Source organism: Acidisoma silvae (genome assembly GCF_020618775.1).
Classification (GTDB): domain Bacteria; phylum Pseudomonadota; class Alphaproteobacteria; order Acetobacterales; family Acetobacteraceae; genus Acidisoma; species Acidisoma silvae.
This window is the reverse complement of sequence record NZ_JAESVB010000027.1, coordinates 1-20843: the sequence shown is the minus strand read 5'-3', so window position 1 is coordinate 20843 and position 20843 is coordinate 1. Positions and strand designations below refer to the sequence as shown.

Sequence of the window (20843 nt, the reverse complement as noted above, 5' to 3'; positions counted from 1 at the left end):
GAAAAACCTCCCGCCATCATTGATAGCGGGAGGTTCGCATCGTCTTTTGCGAATGGCGCTTGGATTTAGGCGGTGGCGCGGCTGCCTTGCTGATAGCCCAGTAGCATGTCTAGGTCCGTCGCCACATTGCGTGGCGTCCAGACCTCGCCCTGCCGCGCGAGATTGACTGCCCGCGCCACGCCCTCGGCCTCTTCGGCGCGAAGATGCGCCTCGATCGTCGCCTCGGCCGCCTGCCGCTCTTGACCGTTCGACCGGTCTTCGAGCGCCTGTAGCCAATAGCCGCCTTCCCGCTTCGCTTGGGCAATCTGCCGGCGGCCTTCGCCGACCGAAGTCCATGCCGCCCGCGCTGCCCGGGCCGTTTCCACGGCCGTCACCACGAGCGGTTCCAGCAGTGTCACGAGCTGCTCGGTGCGCCGCGCCCCGACCTCGGGGTCAAGATGGTTGAGAATGTGGTCGGCGGCTTCCGCGTCGACACGATCGCGGAAGTCCGGCGCCGGCAACTCCAGACCGTAGCCTTCGGCCAGTAAGTCGAGCGTCCGCACATCGGGCGAAAGCATCCGCATCAGTTCAAGCGTCGGACGACCACGCTCCTCGATTGGAAAGCGTACGACGTTGGTCGTTCCGGGTAATAAGTCGGGTGCCATGAGCAAGTCCTCCTTCCGTTAGAACTACTATATATTGTAAAAAGTCTAGATGTCAACTACAAAATATTGAAAACGACTGTTTCTATTCTTCCGGAATCAACGACTGAACTGTCGCGCGCAAGGCGTTGTAACGACTCAGCTTTGCCGAGGTGCTGCATCGTCATGACCGACCCCTTTGGGCGGATTTGCGAATTCTATTTGCAGGGAGGCTACGCACCGGCTCGCCGGCGGCAACCGCTTCGCGGTGCTCCTCTTCGTTGCGCCCCTGACGGGTGCCTCCGGTTCGTCCGGTGCGTTGATCGCCTCCGCAATTCGCAAGTCACCCAAAGGAGCCGATCATGACCACGACTGTTGAAGCACTCGCCAAACTGAGCCGCCGCGTCGCCCGCAACTTTCACCGCCTTTTCAGCCGCATCTTCCGGAAGGCCGAACTGTCGTTCGGTTTGACCATCGCCATCCCGCCTTTCGTCAAGATGGAGTTCAACTACAAGAAGCCCAGCGCACCGGCCAACGACAACCGGCGCGCCCGGCGCAAGCGCGCCTGACCGGCATCGCCGGTCTCGACCGGCGCGGCTCAATGCCGCGTCGGTATTTCCTTTCAGACTTTTCGCCGACAGCCCTCGATTGGGCCGTCGCTCCCCGAAAAGTCAGACACCTCCAACCCCGCAGCCTTCACATCCAGGGCATCCGCCTGCGTCCGGGACCCGGCACTGACGGCGCAACAGGCGAGGGGCCCTCAGGGCTTCTCTTCGCTTTTGGGCAGCCCCCTTGAGGAATGGCGCCCAGTGCTGGCTGCACGGGCAGCGGTGGGCCATCCTGGCCTTGGCACCGCTGGGCGATGCGGCAGCGATGTCGCCCGAGCCCCCGTTCCCGATAGCCCGATACCACCGCCGGGAGCTTCGGGCTCTCGGCCGCGATATCCTTATTGGGGGTGGCGGCAGTTTCTGGGCGTCCGCGTTGAATACCCCGACATCAGGCGGCGGGAGGGCGCAGAGCCGTCTCGTTGAAGGGTTGTATCTTGGCGGGGTGTCCTGGCCAGGGGCTTCGGAGCCGTCGATCGACGCGTGCCGGGCCTCAAGGGGCGGTGCCATCTCAGCCAGGTCGGGGCAGGGGTGAGCGCCAAGCACGGGGTGGTGTCAACCTTGTCGGTCTGATCTGGGCTCGGGCAGGGGAGCGGACTACCGCGGGGCGTTGCACGGCCACCTCCCATCTCTCAAACAGCCGGGGGATGGGATTCACAGACCCAATGCCTCTGCTTTCCGGCCTTCGGTTGCGCTGATCTAGGCCGGCCGTCTCAGGCCGCTTACCCCCGCTTTGCCGTCCAGGCGCTATGCGCCTGTTCTGACGGGCAAAGCGCCTCCGGTTCGAACGGCACCGGGTCGCTGCGCTCCCGCACCACTGCCGTTTTCAGGGGTGCAGCCCTCACCTTACCCGGCCTTGTCGATCCGCACCGAGGCGGAAGAGCAGGACATCGGGTTCTGCGATCCCCCGGCTTTTGTAGAGAGATCAGACAGATGGCCCAGAAGAACGCTCCGAAGTCCGCACCCCAGCCCGCTCGCGCCCAGAAGACGCAACAGCCGATCACCCTCGAACTCGTCGCCCTCCTCACCCCCACACCCGGCCAAGCCGATAAGCTGAGCACCGCCTTCGGCCTTGAGCCGGTCGATTTCGAAGGCGTCTGCGATGCCACCCAAGAGCAGTTCACCCAGTCCGCCAAGACCCTGGAACCCAACGTCAACGAGACGGCCCTGCGCATCCACCTCCAGCGCATCGTCGGGGCCTTTGTCGGTTCCGCCCACGGCGCCGCCACCTTCTACTCCAACAAGGTCACCGTCGCCCGCGAGATGACCATGAAGCTCGCCAACGAGGATCGGGACGAAGACCGGGACGGCGTGTCCGGGTTCGACAGCAGAGCCGCCCGCGCCCGCGAGTTTGCCGCCCAGACCGGCCTCACCGCCTTCGCCCTCTACGCCGCAGCTTACGGCGCCGTTCACGCCTTCAAGGAGCTGACCGGCGAAGAGTGGAAGCCCTACGTGGCCCCCGCCGCCCCATCCCGCAGCGTCAGCGCCCAGGCCACAGCCGCCCAGATGGACGCCCTGGGCTGAGAAGGCAGGCGGGGACCGAAAGGTCCCCGCCTTTTCTCGTGTTCTCGACGGCGGTTCGGGAGGCGGAGAGGGAGTGGGGCACGCTCAGGTGCGCAGCGCAGGCCCGCTCGCCTGCAGGGCTTCGCCCCACAGCCTGCGCGAGACCGGCGCCGCTGCCTCGCATGCCGGCGCTGCGCTTAAAACCACACGGCCGCGACACATCGCCCGTCGCCCGGAAGATCTTTCATAGTCTCGGTATCGTGGCGGACGATCGGAACCGCGGCAACAGCCTCCGGTTCGACGGCGAGGCGCAAATTCACCGCACCGTAAACGCGACCATCCTGTCCGCGACTTGTGGGTAAGCGTCAGCCGATCGGCGTCTTGTGGCGTTTTGCTTAAGGGCGATTGTACCCGTTCAATTTGAGCGGTGCTTTCATGGACGATGACACGGTAGGTGAGAGGCACCTCCTGAGGGCTCCGGAGGTATTTGGCGAGATTATGCCGGGCCTGGAGCGCAAACGTCGGTGGAGCATGGAGGAGAAGTTGCGGATCTTGGCGCAGAGCGTGGCGCCGGGGTCATCTCCGACGTTGACTTGTAAACTGCATGGCATCAGCAGCGGCCAGCTTTATACCTGGCGCAAGCAATTTCGCCGGGGCGATCTAACCGGGTTTGTCCCGGTATCCATCGCGCAGGAGCCCCCGGTGTTGCCAGCACCTGATCCCGTGGTGGAGGCACTGCCCTTAACGACTATTGCAGCTGCCAGTTCGATTGAGGTGGACCTGCCGAACGGAATAAAGCTGCGCATCCCTTATGATGTCGATGAAGTTGCGTTGCGGCGGATTTTGTCGGCCTTATCGTGATCGGCCCGGCGGGGAATGTCCGTGTCTATATCGCCTGCGGTGTCACCGACATGCGGAAGGGTTTCGATACGTTGGCTGCCCAGGTTCAGACAATGCTGAGCTTTGATCCCCATAATGGTTCGCTTTATGCGTTCCGCGGCAGGCGGGGTGATCTGATCAAGATTCTATGGTGGGATGGGCAAGGTCTCTGCCTGTTTAGCAAGCGATTGGAGCGCGGCAAATTTCTATGGCCGCAAGCCAAGGACGGCTCTGTTTCACTGACGAGGGCACAACTCTCGATGTTACTCGAAGGCATAGATTGGCGTGCACCGGTACGGACATGGGCACCGGAAGTGGCCTGCTAAGGCCCACAAAACCTGTTGGTAAATATCAAAATTATCGTGCGTGACCTTAAGGTTTCTGGTAGAATCCTGAGCAATGGATGCTGCTTCAGAGATCGCCACTCTCCGTGCCCAACTTAGCGAACGTGATGCTGAACTAGCAACGGCGCGCGCCGAACTGACCGGCGCTCATCTTCTGATCGAGCAATACAAGGCCCAGCTGCACAAGCTCCGCAAGATGAAGTTTGGCCATTCATCCGAAGCGCTGGACCGGCAAATCCACCAGCTCGAATTAAAGCTTGAAGACCTCGAAGAGAGTGAGGCTGCACGTATTGCGGGAGCAAAGAATACTACATTTGATCTTCCCAGGCCGCAGCGGCGTCAGCCGGTACGCCGGCCTTTGCCCGAACATCTGCCGCGCGAGGAGATCACTCATCCTGCAGGCGATGTTTGTCCTAGCTGCGGCGGCACGCACTTCTCCAAGTTGGGCGAGGATATCACCGACGTGCTGGAAAAAATCCCAGCGCGGCTGAAAGTGATCCGGCATATCCGTCCAAAGCTCTCCTGTCGGGCGTGCGAGACCATTATCCAGGCTTCAGCGCTAGACCTGCCGATAGAGAAGGGCCGCCCAGGCTCAGGGCTTCTCGCCAATGTCGTGGTGTCAAAATATCTTGATGGGCTGCCACTCTACCGCCAATCCGCAATCCTGGCGCGCGAGGGCGTCGAGATCGAACGTGCCACGCTGGCCGACTGGGTCGGTCATGCCGCCTGGTGGGTGGCACCACTGGCAGCGATGATCGGTGCGTTCGTGATGGCGGCATCGGTAATTCACACCGATGACACGCCTATCGCGGTGCTGGCGCCCGGCAATGGAAAGACACGAACCGGGCGCATCTGGATTTACCTGGTTGATGAGCGGCCCTGGCAGGGAACCCGCGCCCCAGCCGCCTACTACCGGTTCAGTCCGGATCGCAAAGGCGAGCGGCCGCGCGAGCATCTTGCCAACTTCCATGGCGTGATCCAGGCCGATGCCTTCAGCGGCTACGAGGCGTTGACGCGGCAGGTTGGTCCGCCAGGTGTCAATGTACCTCGCATCATGCATGCCGCGTGTTGGGCTCATGCACGTAGAAAGCTGTTCGATGAATTCGAGCGGACCAAATCACCCATTGCCAAGGAAGCACTTCGACGCATCGGCGAGTTGTACACGATCGAGGCCGAGATCACCGGCAAGACGACCGATGAACGGCAAAAGATTCGACGCGAACAAGCGCTGCCACTCCTGACCGATCTCAAAACCTGGTTATCGGAACAGCGCCGGCGGTTGTCCTCGAAAACTGGCTTGGCGAAGGCAATGCAATATGCGCTTACACGCTGGGATGCTTTGTGCCTCTATACCGGAGATGGTCGGCTCGGCATCGACAACAATCCAGCCGAACGTTCCTTAAGAACCATCGCCATAAGCCGCAAAAACTTTTTGTTCCTGGGTTCTAACACCGGCGGTGAACGTGCCGCTGTGATCTATACCGTCCTGGAATCTGCAAAGCTCAATGGCCTCGATCCGGAAGCCTATCTTGCCGACATCATCGACCGCATGGCGAAGGGCCACCCTATCAATAGACTTAGCGAATTGTTGCCATGGAACAGGAGACAGCAGGAAACCAAGATCGAACCATTGACGCTGGATGTCTCAATTTTGCCTGCGAGTTGAAGCTGATATTAAGCTAACTTCCGGATCAGCGACTAACCTGTTTCAATCCCTCACTAGGAGACGATTAATGTCAGACTACATTGCCTTCCTGGCTAAGCTATGCGGCAAATGGGAGGGATCAGGGCTCAATCATGAAGGACAGAGCTACACCGGCGAACTGATCCTCGATCCGCAAATCAATAGCTTGGCGATGCTCATTCATTTCGCTGCTGAAGGCTCCGACGGCACGCTGTATCATCGTGAAACATTAATGATCGGCATGCAGTCCAACGGTACAACCGCTGCATTCAGCGTGAGCAACAATATCCCCGGCTTGGCATCCTTCTCGGCAACACAGCCGACAACCCAATCCTTGCTGCTGACCTTAGGAAACATTGACGATGAGGACTCCTTCCGAGAGGTAATCACTTTTCGGTTGGAGAGTGGTGGAGAACTCTTCCACGGGTATTCGTGGGCGATGCCTGGCGAGCCGATACAGGAGCGCAGTTCGGCCCTTCTTCATCGCATCTCTTGAACACGAGAACGCGCTGACTGGCTGCTTTTAATTACCCACAAATATAGGCTTTTCTGAGCGAGGCATATTGCGCAGCGCGAATCTCTTGTGATTCCTTGTCTGGCACCGATTCGGGGGCGGTGCGATGGTTGAGTGTGATGGTTCATGGTTTGACCGGGAAATATCTGGCTGTCATTTTTCGGATGAACGTCTGAAGACGCGGTTTTGCAAGCTGTTGACACAGATGGGAGGTGCTGTGGGACAAAGCATTCCATTGGTTTGCCAGGATTGGGCGAACACGAAGGCTGCTTATCGCTTTTTCTCGAACGATCGGGTCAGCGAGGCGGATATTTTCTCAGGGCATTTCCAGTCGACACGTGAACGCATTGCGGCCGCGGGCGGCCCGATCCTCGTGCTTCACGATACAACAGAGTTCACATATCAGAGGGATAGGCCCGAGCTGATCGGGATCACCAAACTCATTACCAACAGCCGACGGGACTTGGCGGGTAAACCGAGATCATACACAGCGTGTGGAATATTGATGCACTCAAGTCTTGCGGTTACGACCGACGGGTTGCCGCTGGGTCTCGGGGCGGTCAAATTCTGGACCCGGGACAAATTCAAGGGAACGGCAGCTCTCAAAAGAAAGATCAATCCGACACGGGTCCCTATCGAAGAGAAGGAAAGTATCCGGTGGCTCGAAAATCTCAAGCAGTCCACCGAACTTCTGGATGATGCAAGCCGATGCATCCACATCGGCGACCGGGAGAGTGATATCTATGAGCTATTCTGCACTGCGGAAGAGATTGGAACGCATTTCCTGGTGAGAACCTGCGTTAATCGCCTTGCCGGAAACGGTGGTCACACGGTCGCCGACGAAATGGATGAGGTGGCGATCAGGGGTTTGCATCGGATCGAGGTTCGGGACGAGAATGGCGAGCCGGACGAGGCTGTTCTTGAAATCCGATATCGCAGGCTTCGTGTCTTGCCGCCGATCGGCAAACAGAAGCGATACCCTGCTTTGACTTTGACGGTCATCCACGCACAGGAGCAAGGGGCCCCGAAAAACAGAAAGAAGATCGATTGGAAGCTGCTGACCAATCTGTCGGTAACGTCACGTAAAGACGCCATTCAAAAACTCGAGTGGTATGCCTTGCGATGGAAAATTGAGGTGTTCCACAAAATCCTCAAATCCGGTTGCAAAGCGGAAGATTCAAGATTGCGGACTGCTGGGCGACTGGCAAATCTCATTGCAGTCTTTTGTATTTTGAGCTGGCGCATCTTCTGGATGACGATGCTTAATCGTACAGCCCCGGCCGCGCCACCGGACATAGCCTTGACCAAAACCGAGATCGCGCTGCTTGACCAATTGGTGAAAGACAAAGGCCAATGCGCCCCAAAGCTGAAGACGCTGTCGCATTACTTGACGAAGCTCGCCAGGCTCGGCGGTTATCTCGCCCGAACTAATGATCCGCCGCCTGGTAACATGGTTATGTGGCGCGGACTCTCCCGCCTCACCGATATCGAACTGGGTGCTACGATGGGTATCAAAATTGTGGGTAATTAAAAGGACTGGCTGACGCTTACTGTGGTGCTGCCACGGGAAAAGAAACGACAAAACCCTTCACAAGGCGCTGCGTTTCCGGAATCGACTCAAGCAACGGTCGATGCGTGTTTGTGTAGTGCTTCACGAATTCGGCATGGGTCATGCCCTCGCGGCGCTTTAGCATTACGATCATCTTAGTCATGTTTTCCTCTTTGCTTTCGACCCAAGCTCCGATGCCCTATTGGGCCTCAGGCCCTGTTTGCGAGGAGCGGATAGCTTCGGCCAATTCGGCTTCGCTGCGACCGCCGTTGATCGCGAGGCGTCCGTTGAACACAAAGTGAGGAATGGACTTCACGCCGGCCGCGGCCGACCGGGCCACTTCACGGCGGGTTTCCGCCCGCTCTTTCTCGTCGGCCAACAAGGCGATCACCTCGTCCCGACTAAACCCATGCTGAACGGCGATATCGGCCAGCACGTCCGCATCAGAGATGTCTCGCGCGTCCATGAAATAGGCGTGCGAGATGGCATTGGCGAGCGCATGTTGGGTTCTGCGCGCGCGGGCCAGTCGGATCAAAGTATGAGCGTCCAGGGTGGGGTACGCATACGGTTGACGGTTGAGATCTAGGTCAAGCCCCGATGCTTTTGCCTCAGCATGTGGGCGGGCAAAAGCGACCGAGGGATCGGTGACGCCGTACCGAGCCTTCAACAGATCAGGGATACGGGAGCCCTCCGGGGGGGTGTCGGGCATCAGCAGAACCGGATGGTGCTCAATATCGACGGCGAGGCCGGGAAAACGCTCCTTCAGGACCTTGTCGAGCCGATGCTGGCCGATGATGCACCACGGACAAACGGTGTCACCGTAGAGGTCGATCTTTAAAGTGCTCATGTCTCAGCTCCCGCTGGAGGCAAGAGCGTTAAGGACGTCTTCCAGTGCCCTGGGCGCGCGGCCAGACAGGTGCTCAACGTCGCCGGTAACGATATCGAACGCCCCCCTGGCGTAGTCGCTCTGGATGCTGACGACGGCGTTCACTACGTCATCCGGTAGTCCCGCTTGCGCCAGGCCGCCGCGCAACTGTTCTTCAGTCACGACGACGAAGCCGAAAGGCTTGCCTACAAACGCTGTCGCGGTTGCCGCCCGCTCCGCGCCGGTGAAGCTCTTCGGACCTGTTGCTGAATAGATCGCCCCCTCGTGCCCGTCACCGATCAGTACACCGACGACCGCTGCTGCCACGTCGTCGCGCGATACGTAAGCCACCCGGTTTTCATTCAGGCCGGTAAGCACGCCCATGCCTGCTGACATCTGCGCATCGCCTGCAAAGGCCTCGGCATAGTAGCTCATTCGCACGACCGTCCAGGCCGGCGCGACCTTGATGAGATGTTGCTCGCCGGCCCAATACGCGGCGCCGATGTGGGGTTCTTCCTGCTTGCGTGTGCCCACAGCTGACACCAGCACAACTTGCTCGACGCCGGCGGCGACTGCGGCGTCGATCGCCGCGATGAGCTGCTTGCCCCTGATTCCCTTCCGCAAATCGGCGCTCGGGATAATGACCAGGCGATTTATCCCGGCATAGGCAGAGGCCAGGGTTTCCGGGCGGTCATAGTCGCCTAGCCGGCCCTCAACCCCGCTCCCAAGTGAATCGGGCGTGCGTGAAATCGCAACCACCTCTGCGCCCGCATTGCGGATCGCAATTTCCGCCAGGACGGCCCTTCCCAGATTACCGCTAGCGCCGCTGATACCGATTTTCATGTGAACTCCATTTGTTCGTTACGCACAAAATGTACGTGCAAAGTGTTCTAGATTTCGGTATGCCGCAAGAACGCACGCAAGTGTTCGTGCGAACACGAGTGTGCCTAACGAAGGAGGACTCCAAGTTGCCAGCAGCCAAAATCGCCGCTCCGGGCAGGCCAGATGCGGACACCTGCAAGGCTCTTGGAAACATTCTCGACAGGGTAGGTGATAAGTGGACCGTTATGGTCGTTGGGAACTTGTCGGACGGCCCCATGCGCTTCAATGCACTGCAGCGCGCCATCGCGGGCGTGTCGCACCGCATGCTGACGCTGACATTACGCGGTCTCGAACGCGATGGTTTGGTAAAGCGCACCGTGTTTGCAACGGTACCGCCGAGAGTAGATTATGAACTCACGAAGCTCGGCCACTCTCTTAGGCCCCCACTAGAGGTGCTTGCTGGATGGGTCCAAACCAATCGAACCTCTGTCGAGGAGGCGCGCAAGGCCTTCGATCAGTCTGAAGCGCAGGACGACACATAGGTCAATGGCCCTTCCTGCGCCGCGCCCGACGACCGCTAGAGCGCTCAAGTGCTCTTCGTCACGGCCGTACGGGCGCAGAGACTCGATCTCACGGAAAAGGACGGCTGAACGTGACTGCAAACGAGCCGAAGAAGCACCACTATGTGCCGCAGTTCTACATGCGTCGCTTCGCTTGCGCCGGCGATGAGAACAAGGTCATGGTCCTTGAGCGCCATCGCGATGTTGTGGTCACCGAACGCAAGTCAGTCCACGGCATCGGCTATGAGGAGCGCCTTCACGACTTTGACGACAGTGGCGCGCCCGCGTCGATCGAGCGCCATTTGAACGAGACGATCGAGGCTCCATTTTCCCAGAGCGAGACTTGGCTGAAAATTCGTGACGGCAATTGCGCCGGCCTCGACGGAAGTGATCGGATGCCGCTTTACGGTTTCGCGCGGCACCTCCAGCTCCGGAACCTGGAAACGCTGCGCTTCATCGAGGCGCAGCATGCTCGCTACATCGCCGGCGAATTCGAACACGAACTAACGGATGACGAGCGAGAGATGCACGCCACGATCGCGGCTGATCCCGGCGCTGCACACGAGCTGTTTCGAGCAGGCGCGATGGACACTATGCTTCCCGCCGACGCTCACACTTGTGGCGAGCCAAGCGACGACACACGCACACCGGGCGCAGAAATGAAACGCGAGCGCTTTGTTGTTCCAGACATAGGTGCCAGTTTCACCGGAGACTGAAATAGCCTCGCCTTCAAAGCCATACGCCCATAACGCGCCGTGCCGTCGGCAGATACTGCAATTGCAGCTCGTCGCAGAGGTCGGCACGCCCTCGAAGCGCCAGCGCACCGTGCCGCAATGACAAGACCCGTCCATCGGCTCTCCTTCCCATCACTCAGGCGCCACGTATTCGAGGCCGTATTCTGGTTTCCCCTCAAGCGCACTGACGCTCACATAGTATCCATCAGGATCGCGGAGCGAGAACTCCTTCGTCCCTGTGCTCGGATTCAGATGCGGCTCTTCTTCCAACCGACCGACCAGAGAGCGGGCCACCGGCAGCGCCTCATCAAAGTTGTCCACGCGAAAGAACAAGAGCAACCCATTGCCAGGCGCGGCGAGATCGGGACTTGTTAGCGTGGGATGTCCGTGAGGACCCCATGCGTGGAGACAGAGCAACACCGTGCCATCACTATCGAGAACTTGCCCGAAATAATCATGGGCAGGAGCGGTCTCGGGTAGGCCAAGAAGCGACTGATACCACTTCATGCTTTGACTTACGTCAGTGACCCCAATGATCGTCCAATTGCGCTTCATGTTTATCTCCGACGACCATCGTCCGCGATTTTGCATCAAAGCCAATACTATGTGGCGCGCCCCTACGCTACGCTTCGGGTCAGGCTCTATTCGCTGCGCTCACCGAGCCCCTGCGGGTCTCGGCCCTTCGGGTGACGATCCTTCGCGCAGACAACCGCGTCATCAAACACAATTTAATTCATGCCAAAGGGCTTACTGAGCACCTGAGCACTGGAACAGGAGGGGGGCCTAGAATGATCCTCGTCTAAGTTCTATAGTGATGGTAACATTTCCGTTACCGGGGCCTATGTGTCAGCCAGAAGTCGAAACAACGTTCGCGTTCATGGAAATGGTGAGGAAGCGATAATCTTCGCCCATGGCTACGGGTGTGACCAAAATATGTGGCGCCATGTAGCGCCCGCTTTTGAAGACAAATTCAAAACAATACTGTTCGACCAGGTCGGTGCAGGTCAGTCGCAACTTTCGGCCTACGATCCGGTGAAATATGCGCACTTATCAGGCTATGCCGACGATCTGATCGAAATCTGTCAGGACTTACAACTGCGGGACGCCGTGTTCGTCGGCCATTCGGTAAGTGCAATGATCGGCATTCTGGCGTCCATCAAGGCGCCGGCGCTGTTTAAGAAGTTGGTCTTGGTTGGGCCATCTCCCCGATATATTGACGTCGGCGACTATGTCGGCGGCTTCTCGACGGACCAGATCGAGGAGCTGCTCGAGTTCCTCGGCAACAACCACATGGGTTGGGCAGCAGCCGTCGCCCCCGCCATCATGGGAAACAGCGAACGTCCTGAACTTGGCGAGGAACTGAAAGACAGCTTTTGCCGAATGGACCCCGCAATCGCAAAAGAGTTCGCTCGCGTCACCTTTACCTCCGACAATCGCGCCGACTTGGCACGTGTCACGACGCCGACTCTGATCCTCCAGTGCAGCGATGACATCATCGCGCCAGCGGCCGTCGGCGAGTACGTACATAGCCAAATCGAAGGCAGCACACTGTTGCAGCTTCGGGCAACCGGACATTGTCCCAATCTCAGCGCCCCTGCAGAAGTAATCAAAGCGATCCGCGCCTATGTTTGAACCCGGCGCGGACCAAGTATCCGTTGCACCGGAAGACGGCTTCCAGGACCTTTTCGATAACGCTCCCTGCGGGTATCTCGTCATGCAGCTCGATGGGCGCATTACCCGCGCCAACCTACGGCTCGCGACCTGGATCGGCCAGCCGGCGGAGCAGCTTGTCGGCAAGCGGCTCCATGACCTGCTGACGGTCGGCACCCGGATCTTCTACGAGACCAGTTTCGCCCCGCAGCTGAGCCTCAACGGTGCCTGCGACGAGATGTCGTTCGACCTGCGCACCTCGACCGGGGAAAAAATCGCCGTGTCCGCGAGCGGTCAGGTTCGCAAGGATGCCAGCGGGCAGCCGCTTTCGATCCGCCTGGCGTTCTTCATGGCGACCGAGCGACGCCGCTACGAGCGACAGATCGTCGATGCCCATAGCCAGCTCGAGGGACGGGAGCGAACGACGCAAGGGCTTCTCGATACCGAGCGGGAGACGGCCGAACTGCGCGAGCAGTTCATTGCGGTGCTCGGCCACGACCTTCGAAATCCCCTCGCTTCGATTTCCGGTGGCCTGAGATTAATACAGAAAGACCAACCCGCCGAACGCCGAAAGCTTATCTTTGATGCGCTCGCAGGCAGTGTCACCCGAATGGCGGTCCTGATTGACAACGTGCTGGACTTCGCACGTGGGCGTCTGGGCGCGGGTATTCCAGTCGAGTTTAGACCGGATGTGATGCTGAACCCTGTGCTGGAACACGTCGTCGCCGAGCTACGCTTGGGGGCCCCTGACCGGGTCATCGAAATCGATCTGGACTTACCAGCGCCCGTTCGGTGCGATCCATCCCGAATTGAGCAACTCGTATCCAACCTGCTCGGCAACGCCTTGACCCATGGTGATACAACAATGCCGATCAGCCTACATGCTGATCAAACCGAGGCGGTATTGACCATCTGGGTCTCCAACGGCGGCGATCCAATCCCGCCTGCCGCAGTCGAGCGTCTGTTCCAGCCGTTCTTCCGCGGCGAGGTTAGGGCTAGCCAGCAAGGCTTGGGCCTCGGATTGCATATCGCTTCTGAGATTGCCAAGGCTCATGGGGGCACGCTGACCGCTAGCTCTACGGCCGAAGAGACCCGGTTCACGTTTCAGATGCTAATGACGCCCGCGGTTTAGCTGGGCGTTTTGCTCGCGTTTTGCGCTGTTGCACCTACAACACGATTATCCTGCGTGATTACGCACCAAGCCATGTGAGTAGCTCATCAAAGCCAAGTGCCTCAATCACGCGGTAGGCCGCGCCGCACCGCTTCGTCGAACCTCTGCGGCGCACCAGCGCGCTCGCCAAAAACCGGTCGGCCGCGGCGTCATCCGAAACCATACGTCGGATCGTCCGTCCGTGCGTCCCCGCCCGGCCAAACGTCACGCTCACCACGCACGCCCCGAACAGATCCCGCTCGATGCGACACACCCATGAACGGTTGACGTTCCGTTCCGGGTTCACCGCCCGTAGCATGACGCACCGATCCTGCATTCTCTCGATCCCCTCGCGCGACTTTCGATTCAGCAGAGTCGCACGATCGATTCCAGCCGTACAGCGCAGATCGAGGACTTTCTTCGGTCGTAACCCCTTTCGGCCGGGGCGCCCTCGCCCCGTATCCGGCATGCCTTCCATGCTCCGGTCGCCCTTCGCGGCGTTTCTCTCTCCTCGAATCTTCCGGCCCCTGGACGACCACGGTCGCCATCGCCATTCGGGGCACCCGGCGCCGCTGTGCCCAGTCTCTCGCGTCCGGCGCTTGTGGCAGGGAGGGCGCTTGCACGGACCCATTGAAGGTGACGGGCGGAGTCCGGTCGAGCCAACAAAGGGGCCGGGCTGCACCCCGGTCTTCTGAAGACCACCCAACCTCACTCCTTTGGAACCGAACGGGAGGGGAGACGGTGACGCGGTTCTGGACCTCTCGGGAGGGTGCTGCGGTCTAGACCGGCCGTCGCTAGCGCTTCAATCCCCGCTTTGCCGTCCAGGCGCCAAGGCGCCTGTTCTGACGGGCAAAGCGCCTCCGGTTCGAACGGCACCGGGTCGCTGCGCTCCCGCACCACTGCCGTTCTCAGGGATTTCCGCACGCTCCTCACCGGTCCCATCGACCGCACCCCGAGAGGTTGGAACCGGCGCCGCCGGCTCACCTCCGAAGGTTTTTAGGAGTGAAGAAGATGGCTGGATCGAAGAACAAAGTGAACCTGCTCGGCCACGTCGGCATCGACCCCGAGATCCGCACCGTCAGCAATGGCAACCGCGTCGCAAGCTTCTCGCTCGCCACCAGCGATAGCTGGCGCGACAGCACCAGCGGCGAGCGGGTCGAGCGCACCGAATGGCACCGCGTGGTGGTCTGGAACCAGGGCCTGGTGAAGATCGTCGAGAAATTCCTCGCCAAGGGCAGCAAGCTCGACCTCGAAGGCAAGCTGCGGACCCGCAAATGGGTCGATAACGCCGGCAACGAACGCTACACGACCGAAATCCACCTCGAAAACTACGCCGGCGAACTGACACTGCTCGATGCACCCTCCACCTCTCGCCAGAGCCGCCGCGAGGACGATCGCGAGTTGGTCGGTGCCGGCAACCGCCCGCCGGTCGATGACCTCTCCGGAGATGACATCCCCTTCTAGGGGGTGTCGCCACCGCAGCGCCGGTCCCTCACGGGGCCGGCGTTTTCTGCGTTCCAGGTTCGGCCGGGATTTTGGGTTGCTTCGAAGGGAAGTGAGGCACGCTCGGGTGCGCAGCGCAGGGCCGCTCGCCTGCAGGGCTTCGCCCCACAGCCTACAGCAGCCCGGCGCCGCTACCTCGCATGCCGGCGCTGCGCGTCAGGGAGGGCTACGCCTTTACCGACGTCGAATTATGGCCGGTCTAAGGGTACAACATAGAACGGGTGGGAGAGCACGGTTCGTGGGACGGACTGAGAACGCCGCCACGATGTCTGAATGGCCGAGTTTGGCCGTGAGCGGACTGACCGCTATAGAGCGCCCAAATGGAAAAGCGAACATTTAGGCCGCCACGAGTCCGTGGCCCAGATGAGCAAGTCATTTGACAGAGCAGGGGCCGGGGCGTCGGATCTGCCAACTTAGCTTATTCCCTGTTGGATGTTCCCTGCGAACCTTGCCGCTAAACGCTCGCGTCGGAAATGGTCGATCAGATACTCGGTGAAAGCGGTAGTCTTGCGCGGCTGCAGCACTTTGTTGGGGTAGTAGAGCGAGATATTTCCGGCGTCCGCGTGCCAGTCCGGTAAAAGACGAACGAGTTCGCCGCGTTCGATATGTGCCAGAACGTCGGGGACCGCGAGAAGTGCCACCCCCATCCCGGCAATCGCCGCCCGAACGATCGGCTCCGCGTCGTTAAATGTTATGGCCTCCTTTAGCCGCGCCGGCTGTTCCTCGCCATCGGCGTTGCGCATCGTCCAGTGGCGGATCCGCCCCGTCGTGGTGGAGCGCATGGATATGCCGTTGAGCGAGGCAAGGTCGCTCGGCCGTCTCAAAGGCATCTGCCGTTCAACAAAGGCGGGCGACGCGACGGCGATGATGTGCGCGGGCGCCAGGGTGCGGGCGATCATACTGGACGCGAGGTCGAACCCGCCGCCGACTGCGGCATCGAACCCCTCTGCTGTGAGATCGACCTGCCGGCTGTCGAAATGCCAGTCCACGCGGACCGCCGGATAATGCAGCAGGAACCCTGGCAAGACCGGCAGGATGTAGTTCAAACCCAGGCTCATGCTCATGCTGATCTTCAGGGTGCCGGCCGGATCCTCCGCATGTCCTGACGCCTGGGAGATCGCAGTCCTGAGGGTCTCGAGCGTGTCGCCGATACTGGTGAGAAAATGCTCGCCCGCCTCGGTCAGCACAAGCCGGCGGGTCGAACGCTGAAAAAGTCGGATGCCGAGGTTTCGTTCAAGAACGGCCACGTTCCGGCTGACAGCCGCAGGCGTGAGCGACAGACGCCGGGCGGCCCCCGAGAAGCTTCGCGCCTCCGCGCTGCGGACGAAAGACTCCAGATTGGCGAGAGTTTCCACTGCTATCCCAAGTTCTACTTGAAGCTGGGACAACTCACTACCGCCTAATTCAACAGGAATGAAGAGCCTATATGCCGCTCCATCAACGACATGGAGGACATCATGGCCACTGATCGCAGACCACTCGAAGGTAAGGTCGCTCTCGTCACCGGAGGTTCGCGGGGGATCGGCGCCGCAATCGTCAGGCGTCTGGCCCAGAACGGGGCGAACGTCGTGTTCAGCTACTCCGCATCGAAAGATCGGGCCGCCCGGGTCGTCGAGGAGATCGAGGCGCTCGGCCAGCGGGGTCTCGCCATACGGGCCGACCAAGCCAACGCGGTGGAGGTCCAGGGCCTCGTAAGGCAAGCCCACGAGGCTTTCGGCCGGCTCGACATCCTGGTCAATTCAGCGGGCGTGTTCGTGACAGGCATGGTCGGTGACCCCGCCGTGGATACCGCAGGCTTCGACCGTCAGATCGACATCAATGTCAAAGGCGTCGTCACTGCCGTCCGGACGGCGGTGCCGCTACTCGGCGATGGCGGCCGTATCGTCTCTATCGGCACGACGGGCGCGGACCGCATTCCCTTCGCCGGGGCGTCGGATTACGTTGCCTCTAAGGCGGCGATCGCCGCCTACACTCGCGGTTGGTCGCGGGACCTCGGTTCGCGCAACATCACCGTCAATATCGTGCAGCCAGGCGCGATCAACACCGATATGAATCCCGAGGACGGCCCCTTCGCTGCGACGCTCACGGGCCTTGCGTCCCTCGGCCGCTACGGACAGCCGGAGGACATCGCCGCCGCGGTCGCCTTCCTGGTCGGACCCGAAGCCGGCTACATCACGGGCGCAACGCTCAACGTCGACGGTGGCCAATCCGCTTGATCCTCAAGCACTTGAAGGAGACCATCAATGACGAATCAAGCTGGCGAAGCTGCCAAGGCGATCGTGCGCCGCAATACCGAGGAGGTGCAGGGCAAGGGCGACTTCGAACTCTTCGAAGAGCTCTTCGCTGACGACTTCGTCGATCACACACCACAGCCGGGCGTCAGCGCTGACAAGGACGGCGTGCGACTGCTCTACAAGGGGTTGCGAGCATCCTTCCCCGACCTCCACGCCGAAATCCATTGGCAGGCGGTCGAGGGCGGTCTCGTCACGACCTACAAAATTTACCACGGGACGCATCTCGGCACGTTTCTCGGGATCGAGCCGACCGGTCGCAAAATCGCTTTCGAAGCCGTCGATGCCATGCGCGTACAGAACGGGACGATCACCGATCATTGGGGCGTCGGGAATCTTTACGCTCTAGTCCAACAGATCAAAGGCGAAGCTGGACCGGCCATCGGCTGAGCTGCCACCGGGGCCACGGCGTCACACCCACACTGCAGCGAATCTATAGCGAGAAGATCATGGCAAACGTCATACGCATTCATGAACATGGTACGCCCTCGGTCATGCGCCTTGAGGCTGAAGATATCCGCGCGCCTGCGCATGGCGAGGTTTGCCTGAGGCAGGAAGCAATTGGTGTTAACTACGTCGACACGATGGTGCGGGACGGTCGTTTTGGCCTGCCTCTTCCCGTTGTGCTCGGCTTCGAGGGCGCCGGTGTCGTCACGAGCATCGGTACCGGTGTCACCGGTTATTCGATCGGCGACCGTGTTGGGTATTTCTTCTCGGCAGGCGGATACGCATCCGAGCGGGTGATTGATGCGAACGCGCTCATCGCCCTTCCGCAGGACATTACCACGGAGCAGGCCGCGACCTTCCTGGCCAAGGGCCTGACCGCCTGGATGGGGTTGCGCGCTTTGCATGAGCTCCGCCGCGGAGAGGTCGTATTGGTGCAAGGGGCTTCGGGCGGCGTCGGTTCCATCCTGTCGCGCTGGGCCAGGGTCATCGGCGCGACCGTCATCGGGGTAGCAAGCTCGGTGGACAAGCTGCCCAAAGTGCAGGCTGGCGCAGATCACGCGCTTTGTTCTGGAGACCCGCTCTTCAACGACAAGGTTCGTGCCGTCGCGCCGGACGGCGTCGACACTGTCTATGATATGGTCGGTCAAGCAACCTTCGCCCAAACGGTCCAAAGCGTCCGCGACGGGGGCAAGATCGTCACGATCGGCGCGGCATCCGGCAAGCCACAGTTCGATGCGGCAGCGCTAGCGGTTCGCGACGTCGAGGTAAAGGGCGGTGGCACGCCGCAATACGTGAATGATGAGACGGTAGCGACTGCGTCTGCGGAACTATTCAAGGCTATACGAGAAAACCTGTTTGGCGACCTTGCCGTGTCCCGGTATTCACTGGCCGATGCCGCCCAAGCTCATCACGATCAGGAGCGAAGGCTCCTAACGGGCCTGCCGATCCTAGTTCCCTGATGAAATTCTGGGCCGCCGCCCGTAACGAGCGTTGTCACAAAGTCAAGATGTTGGGAAACATGGAAGAAACTAAAGAACAACGGCTAGCCTCTTGCCGCCCAGGCGCACTGATCGGCGATGCGCCGTGACGATACCTGACGTTGTTGGGCTCTTCGGTGTTATCTTGTACGTCGGAGCGTACGCTGGGCTGCAACTCGGCAAACTTGAGCTTGCGGACGTGCGTTACACCATCTTGAATGGTCTGGGTGGCTTAGCCGTCATATTTTCACTCGTGTGGAGCTTCAATCTGGCAGCCTTCGTCACTCAAGTGTTGTGGCTATTATTTACGATTGTGGGATTTTTTAGAGCCCGGCGAGTCTAGGTTTTCGGCACGAGCAGATGCCGGTCGCGTGCCCAGCTACCCATGGTCACGTCGCAGCGGATAGGCGCTGTGGACCCGCCCGACTGTTCACCGCCAAAGCCTGGAACGACCGCATCTGAGATGCGGTGCCTTCCGCTTGAACGACTGGGATTGGCGCATTGTCGCCAGGTTTTCATCATGGCTCGGCAGGTATTGCGTTCTTGGCGCAATATGCAACCAATTGGCGCCACGCCGACCAGCGAGGTCCCGTCCGTGGTCACCTATTTGTCAAACTGAATTACGGTTTTCATGCCGCTGCTATACGCGTGGCGCGTACCGGGCCCCAGCCGGTCTCGGCCCGTCGGTTACGATGCTTCGCGCAAGACCACCCTGGATAGTCATTACACGCCATGCCGAAATGGCACCTCGGGGCCGGAGATATAGGCAACATCGAACTGGTCGATGCTCTCAGGGCCAAGGAGCGGTTGAGGATCGGCTTCCAAATCCAGCCATGTTGACCACTCGCTCTGCCGAAGCACGACCGGCGCCCGATCATGGTAAGCGTTCAGCATCGATCCGGCCGGCTGTGTGATGATGGTGAAGCTCTCGATCTCGCCGGCATCCGTCGTCTTGCAACGGTCCCAGATCCCCGCGAAGCAGATCGGCTCGCCATCCTTCGGCGTAAAGCGCCATTTGGTCTTTTGACCCTTCTCGCCAGTCCACTCATACCACCCTTCGGCGGCAACCAGGCACCGACGCTGCTTGAAAGCGTCTCGGAAGGTGCGGCTTTTAGCGACCGTCTCGGCGCGCGCGTTAAAGGTCGCCAGCTTGAATTCCTTCAAAGCGCCTTTGTGCCACCAGGGCACCAACCACCACCTGGCGCTCACCATCTCAACCCCGTCCTCTAGCCGGCGAAACACTGGCGCTGTGACGGTCGGCCGGACCTCGGGCTGCGGCTCAAGATTTGGCGCCGCATGCGGCTCCGGAAAACGCAGCGGCAGTCGGATGTGGGTGAATTCCTCCACATAGCTCCGGTAAGCTTTCGTGCGCTGATAATTGGAACACATGCCGTTTTTGTAGCACGACTGTGGGTGGCAACTAAGCCCGATAGCAGTTTCAGTCCCTGTAGCGGGCCTGAAGTCTGGCTATATGCGCCGCAAGCCTGCTGGGACTGCGGGCAGCCTCGCGTCCGAGCGACGCCCAGGCCCGCTCGATCCTCCGCACTTCACCATGGTCGGCACGCGCGGCATTCCGCAGCACGCCGGACAGCTCCGCCGCCGGCACGATATGCGCCCGCAACGCCGGGGCAAAGCGCGCGTGCCCGGCACTCACCACCAAACCCCACACCGGCACCTCTCGATCGCCGATCGCCCGCTCGACGGCGGTGACATGCGCGCGGTTCTGAGCCACCGCATTCGGCATCGCCACGGCCTCGTCGCCTCGACCGTGCCGCGTCCATGATGGGGCCTGCGCCGCGCCCTGGATAAACCCCGACCAGGTCTTCACCTCGAGCACCACCAGCGCGCCCGGCGCCCGCGCGATCACGTCGATCTCAGCCGATCTTCCGCGCTCGCGGAGCACGACATTGCGCAACACTGCCCAGCCCATGTCGCGGATCGCTCCGGCGACCAATGCCTCCCCCAGCGCGCCAAGGGCTGCTGCACGGTCAGGCTGATCCTCCTGGGCCACCGAGACGCCGCTTTCATGGCGGCGCTTGAAGCGGGACAACCAAGCCTCGATTACGGTTTCAGCACCCATCCGCGGCCCTCCATCCCGGCAGGGTGGGCCACCGGGTTGCGAACGGCGCGGGCGAGGGGAGGCAGC

The 20843-nt window shown here is 60.5% G+C and carries 25 protein-coding genes and 1 pseudogene; 16 read left to right on the top strand and 10 right to left on the bottom strand.

Annotated elements, in window-relative coordinates:
* Window positions 1-65: 65 nt before the first annotated feature.
* Window positions 66-644 carry a hypothetical protein gene (locus ASILVAE211_RS23905; protein ID WP_227323880.1) on the bottom strand — a complete coding sequence of 193 codons (579 nt, stop codon included), beginning with the start codon at window positions 642-644 and terminating at the stop codon, window positions 66-68.
* Between the two features lie 338 nt (window positions 645-982).
* Between ASILVAE211_RS23905 and ASILVAE211_RS23900 the strand changes: the two genes are divergently transcribed.
* The 7 genes from ASILVAE211_RS23900 to ASILVAE211_RS23870 all read left to right on the top strand — a co-directional run bounded on the left by ASILVAE211_RS23900 (window position 983) and on the right by ASILVAE211_RS23870 (window position 7680).
* Window positions 983-1189, top strand: coding sequence for a hypothetical protein (locus tag ASILVAE211_RS23900; RefSeq protein WP_227323879.1), 207 nt, complete (start codon window positions 983-985; stop codon window positions 1187-1189).
* 969 nt (window positions 1190-2158) lie between these two features.
* Window positions 2159-2749, top strand: coding sequence for a hypothetical protein (locus ASILVAE211_RS23895; RefSeq protein ID WP_227323878.1), 591 nt, complete (start codon window positions 2159-2161; stop codon window positions 2747-2749).
* A 414-nt stretch (window positions 2750-3163) separates the two neighbouring features.
* On the top strand, window positions 3164-3589 hold the full coding sequence (tnpA, locus tag ASILVAE211_RS23890; RefSeq protein WP_227323877.1) for an IS66-like element accessory protein TnpA: 426 nt from the start codon (window positions 3164-3166) through the stop codon (window positions 3587-3589).
* A complete protein-coding gene (gene tnpB / locus ASILVAE211_RS23885; RefSeq protein ID WP_406566098.1) occupies window positions 3586-3933 on the top strand; it encodes an IS66 family insertion sequence element accessory protein TnpB in 348 nt (115 codons plus the stop codon). Before tnpA ends, tnpB begins: the two co-directional genes overlap by 4 nt.
* 73 nt (window positions 3934-4006) lie before the next feature.
* A complete protein-coding gene (gene tnpC / locus ASILVAE211_RS23880) occupies window positions 4007-5617 on the top strand; it encodes an IS66 family transposase (protein WP_227323876.1) in 1611 nt (536 codons plus the stop codon).
* Between the two features lie 67 nt (window positions 5618-5684).
* On the top strand, window positions 5685-6131 hold the full coding sequence (locus ASILVAE211_RS23875) for a hypothetical protein (RefSeq protein ID WP_227323875.1): 447 nt from the start codon (window positions 5685-5687) through the stop codon (window positions 6129-6131).
* Window positions 6132-6255: 124 nt separating this feature from the next.
* Window positions 6256-7680, top strand: a complete 1425-nt coding sequence (locus ASILVAE211_RS23870; protein ID WP_227323874.1) for an IS4 family transposase — start codon at window positions 6256-6258, stop codon at window positions 7678-7680.
* A 16-nt stretch (window positions 7681-7696) separates the two neighbouring features.
* Here ASILVAE211_RS23870 and ASILVAE211_RS23865 read toward each other — a convergent pair whose 3' ends face one another.
* From ASILVAE211_RS23865 to ASILVAE211_RS23855, 3 genes are read right to left on the bottom strand one after another with little or no spacing between them, the layout of a single operon-like run.
* Window positions 7697-7861, bottom strand: a complete 165-nt coding sequence (locus ASILVAE211_RS23865) for an EthD domain-containing protein (RefSeq protein WP_227323873.1) — start codon at window positions 7859-7861, stop codon at window positions 7697-7699.
* Window positions 7862-7897: 36 nt separating this feature from the next.
* Window positions 7898-8545 carry a DsbA family oxidoreductase gene (locus ASILVAE211_RS23860; RefSeq protein ID WP_227323872.1) on the bottom strand — a complete coding sequence of 216 codons (648 nt, stop codon included), beginning with the start codon at window positions 8543-8545 and terminating at the stop codon, window positions 7898-7900.
* Window positions 8546-8548: 3 nt separating this feature from the next.
* Entirely contained in the window at window positions 8549-9406 is an 858-nt protein-coding gene (locus ASILVAE211_RS23855; protein ID WP_227323871.1) for an NAD(P)H-binding protein, read from the bottom strand.
* Window positions 9407-9531: 125 nt separating this feature from the next.
* Between ASILVAE211_RS23855 and ASILVAE211_RS23850 the strand changes: the two genes are divergently transcribed.
* Both ASILVAE211_RS23850 and ASILVAE211_RS23845 read left to right on the top strand, forming a co-directional pair.
* Window positions 9532-9927 carry a winged helix-turn-helix transcriptional regulator gene (locus tag ASILVAE211_RS23850; RefSeq protein ID WP_227323870.1) on the top strand — a complete coding sequence of 132 codons (396 nt, stop codon included), beginning with the start codon at window positions 9532-9534 and terminating at the stop codon, window positions 9925-9927.
* A 110-nt stretch (window positions 9928-10037) separates the two neighbouring features.
* A pseudogene (locus ASILVAE211_RS23845) lies at window positions 10038-10460 on the top strand (DUF4238 domain-containing protein); the annotation flags it as partial.
* On the opposite strand, the gene ASILVAE211_RS26670 reads toward ASILVAE211_RS23845, so the two are convergent.
* Together ASILVAE211_RS26670 and ASILVAE211_RS23840 are read right to left on the bottom strand one after the other, a co-directional pair.
* Complete coding sequence (locus ASILVAE211_RS26670; RefSeq protein WP_456304501.1) at window positions 10449-10796, bottom strand: GFA family protein; 348 nt, start codon at window positions 10794-10796, stop codon at window positions 10449-10451. The pseudogene ASILVAE211_RS23845 and the gene ASILVAE211_RS26670 sit on opposite strands and share 12 nt — an antisense overlap.
* A gap of 15 nt (window positions 10797-10811) precedes the next feature.
* On the bottom strand, window positions 10812-11234 hold the full coding sequence (locus tag ASILVAE211_RS23840; RefSeq protein WP_227323868.1) for a VOC family protein: 423 nt from the start codon (window positions 11232-11234) through the stop codon (window positions 10812-10814).
* A gap of 288 nt (window positions 11235-11522) precedes the next feature.
* Here ASILVAE211_RS23840 and ASILVAE211_RS23835 point away from each other — a divergent pair, with 288 nt between their 5' ends.
* Together ASILVAE211_RS23835 and ASILVAE211_RS23830 are read left to right on the top strand one after the other, a co-directional pair.
* Window positions 11523-12311, top strand: a complete 789-nt coding sequence (locus ASILVAE211_RS23835) for an alpha/beta fold hydrolase (protein WP_227323867.1) — start codon at window positions 11523-11525, stop codon at window positions 12309-12311.
* Window positions 12304-13461 carry a PAS domain-containing sensor histidine kinase gene (locus ASILVAE211_RS23830; protein ID WP_227323866.1) on the top strand — a complete coding sequence of 386 codons (1158 nt, stop codon included), beginning with the start codon at window positions 12304-12306 and terminating at the stop codon, window positions 13459-13461. The genes ASILVAE211_RS23835 and ASILVAE211_RS23830 overlap by 8 nt, the downstream gene beginning before the upstream one ends.
* Before the next feature lie 58 nt (window positions 13462-13519).
* On the opposite strand, the gene ASILVAE211_RS23825 is transcribed toward ASILVAE211_RS23830, so the two are convergent.
* Window positions 13520-13798 carry a WGR domain-containing protein gene (locus tag ASILVAE211_RS23825; RefSeq protein WP_227323865.1) on the bottom strand — a complete coding sequence of 93 codons (279 nt, stop codon included), beginning with the start codon at window positions 13796-13798 and terminating at the stop codon, window positions 13520-13522.
* 692 nt (window positions 13799-14490) lie between these two features.
* Here ASILVAE211_RS23825 and ssb point away from each other — a divergent pair.
* Window positions 14491-14943 carry a single-stranded DNA-binding protein gene (gene ssb / locus ASILVAE211_RS23820; protein ID WP_227323864.1) on the top strand — a complete coding sequence of 151 codons (453 nt, stop codon included), beginning with the start codon at window positions 14491-14493 and terminating at the stop codon, window positions 14941-14943.
* 452 nt (window positions 14944-15395) lie between these two features.
* Here the strand turns inward: ssb and ASILVAE211_RS23815 are convergent, their stop codons facing one another.
* The gene (locus tag ASILVAE211_RS23815) at window positions 15396-16337 is read right to left on the bottom strand and encodes a LysR family transcriptional regulator (RefSeq protein WP_227323863.1); all 942 of its coding nucleotides are present in this window, start codon (window positions 16335-16337) and stop codon (window positions 15396-15398) included.
* 102 nt (window positions 16338-16439) lie between these two features.
* Here ASILVAE211_RS23815 and ASILVAE211_RS23810 point away from each other — a divergent pair, with 102 nt between their 5' ends.
* The 4 genes from ASILVAE211_RS23810 to ASILVAE211_RS26665 all read left to right on the top strand — a co-directional run bounded on the left by ASILVAE211_RS23810 (window position 16440) and on the right by ASILVAE211_RS26665 (window position 19040).
* The gene (locus ASILVAE211_RS23810; protein WP_227323862.1) at window positions 16440-17198 is read left to right on the top strand and encodes an SDR family NAD(P)-dependent oxidoreductase; all 759 of its coding nucleotides are present in this window, start codon (window positions 16440-16442) and stop codon (window positions 17196-17198) included.
* 27 nt (window positions 17199-17225) lie between these two features.
* Window positions 17226-17663: an ester cyclase gene (locus tag ASILVAE211_RS23805; protein WP_227323861.1), complete on the top strand. Its 438-nt coding sequence runs from the start codon at window positions 17226-17228 to the stop codon at window positions 17661-17663.
* 59 nt (window positions 17664-17722) lie between these two features.
* Window positions 17723-18679, top strand: coding sequence for a zinc-binding dehydrogenase (locus ASILVAE211_RS23800; protein ID WP_227323860.1), 957 nt, complete (start codon window positions 17723-17725; stop codon window positions 18677-18679).
* A 124-nt stretch (window positions 18680-18803) separates the two neighbouring features.
* On the top strand, window positions 18804-19040 hold the full coding sequence (locus ASILVAE211_RS26665; RefSeq protein ID WP_456304500.1) for a CBU_0592 family membrane protein: 237 nt from the start codon (window positions 18804-18806) through the stop codon (window positions 19038-19040).
* 380 nt (window positions 19041-19420) lie between these two features.
* Here ASILVAE211_RS26665 and ASILVAE211_RS23795 read toward each other — a convergent pair whose 3' ends face one another.
* Together ASILVAE211_RS23795 and ASILVAE211_RS23790 are read right to left on the bottom strand one after the other, a co-directional pair.
* Complete coding sequence (locus ASILVAE211_RS23795) at window positions 19421-20086, bottom strand: SOS response-associated peptidase (RefSeq protein WP_227323859.1); 666 nt, start codon at window positions 20084-20086, stop codon at window positions 19421-19423.
* 49 nt (window positions 20087-20135) lie between these two features.
* Window positions 20136-20777, bottom strand: a complete 642-nt coding sequence (locus ASILVAE211_RS23790) for a nuclease-related domain-containing protein (RefSeq protein ID WP_227323858.1) — start codon at window positions 20775-20777, stop codon at window positions 20136-20138.
* Between the last annotated feature and the right edge of the window lie 66 nt (window positions 20778-20843).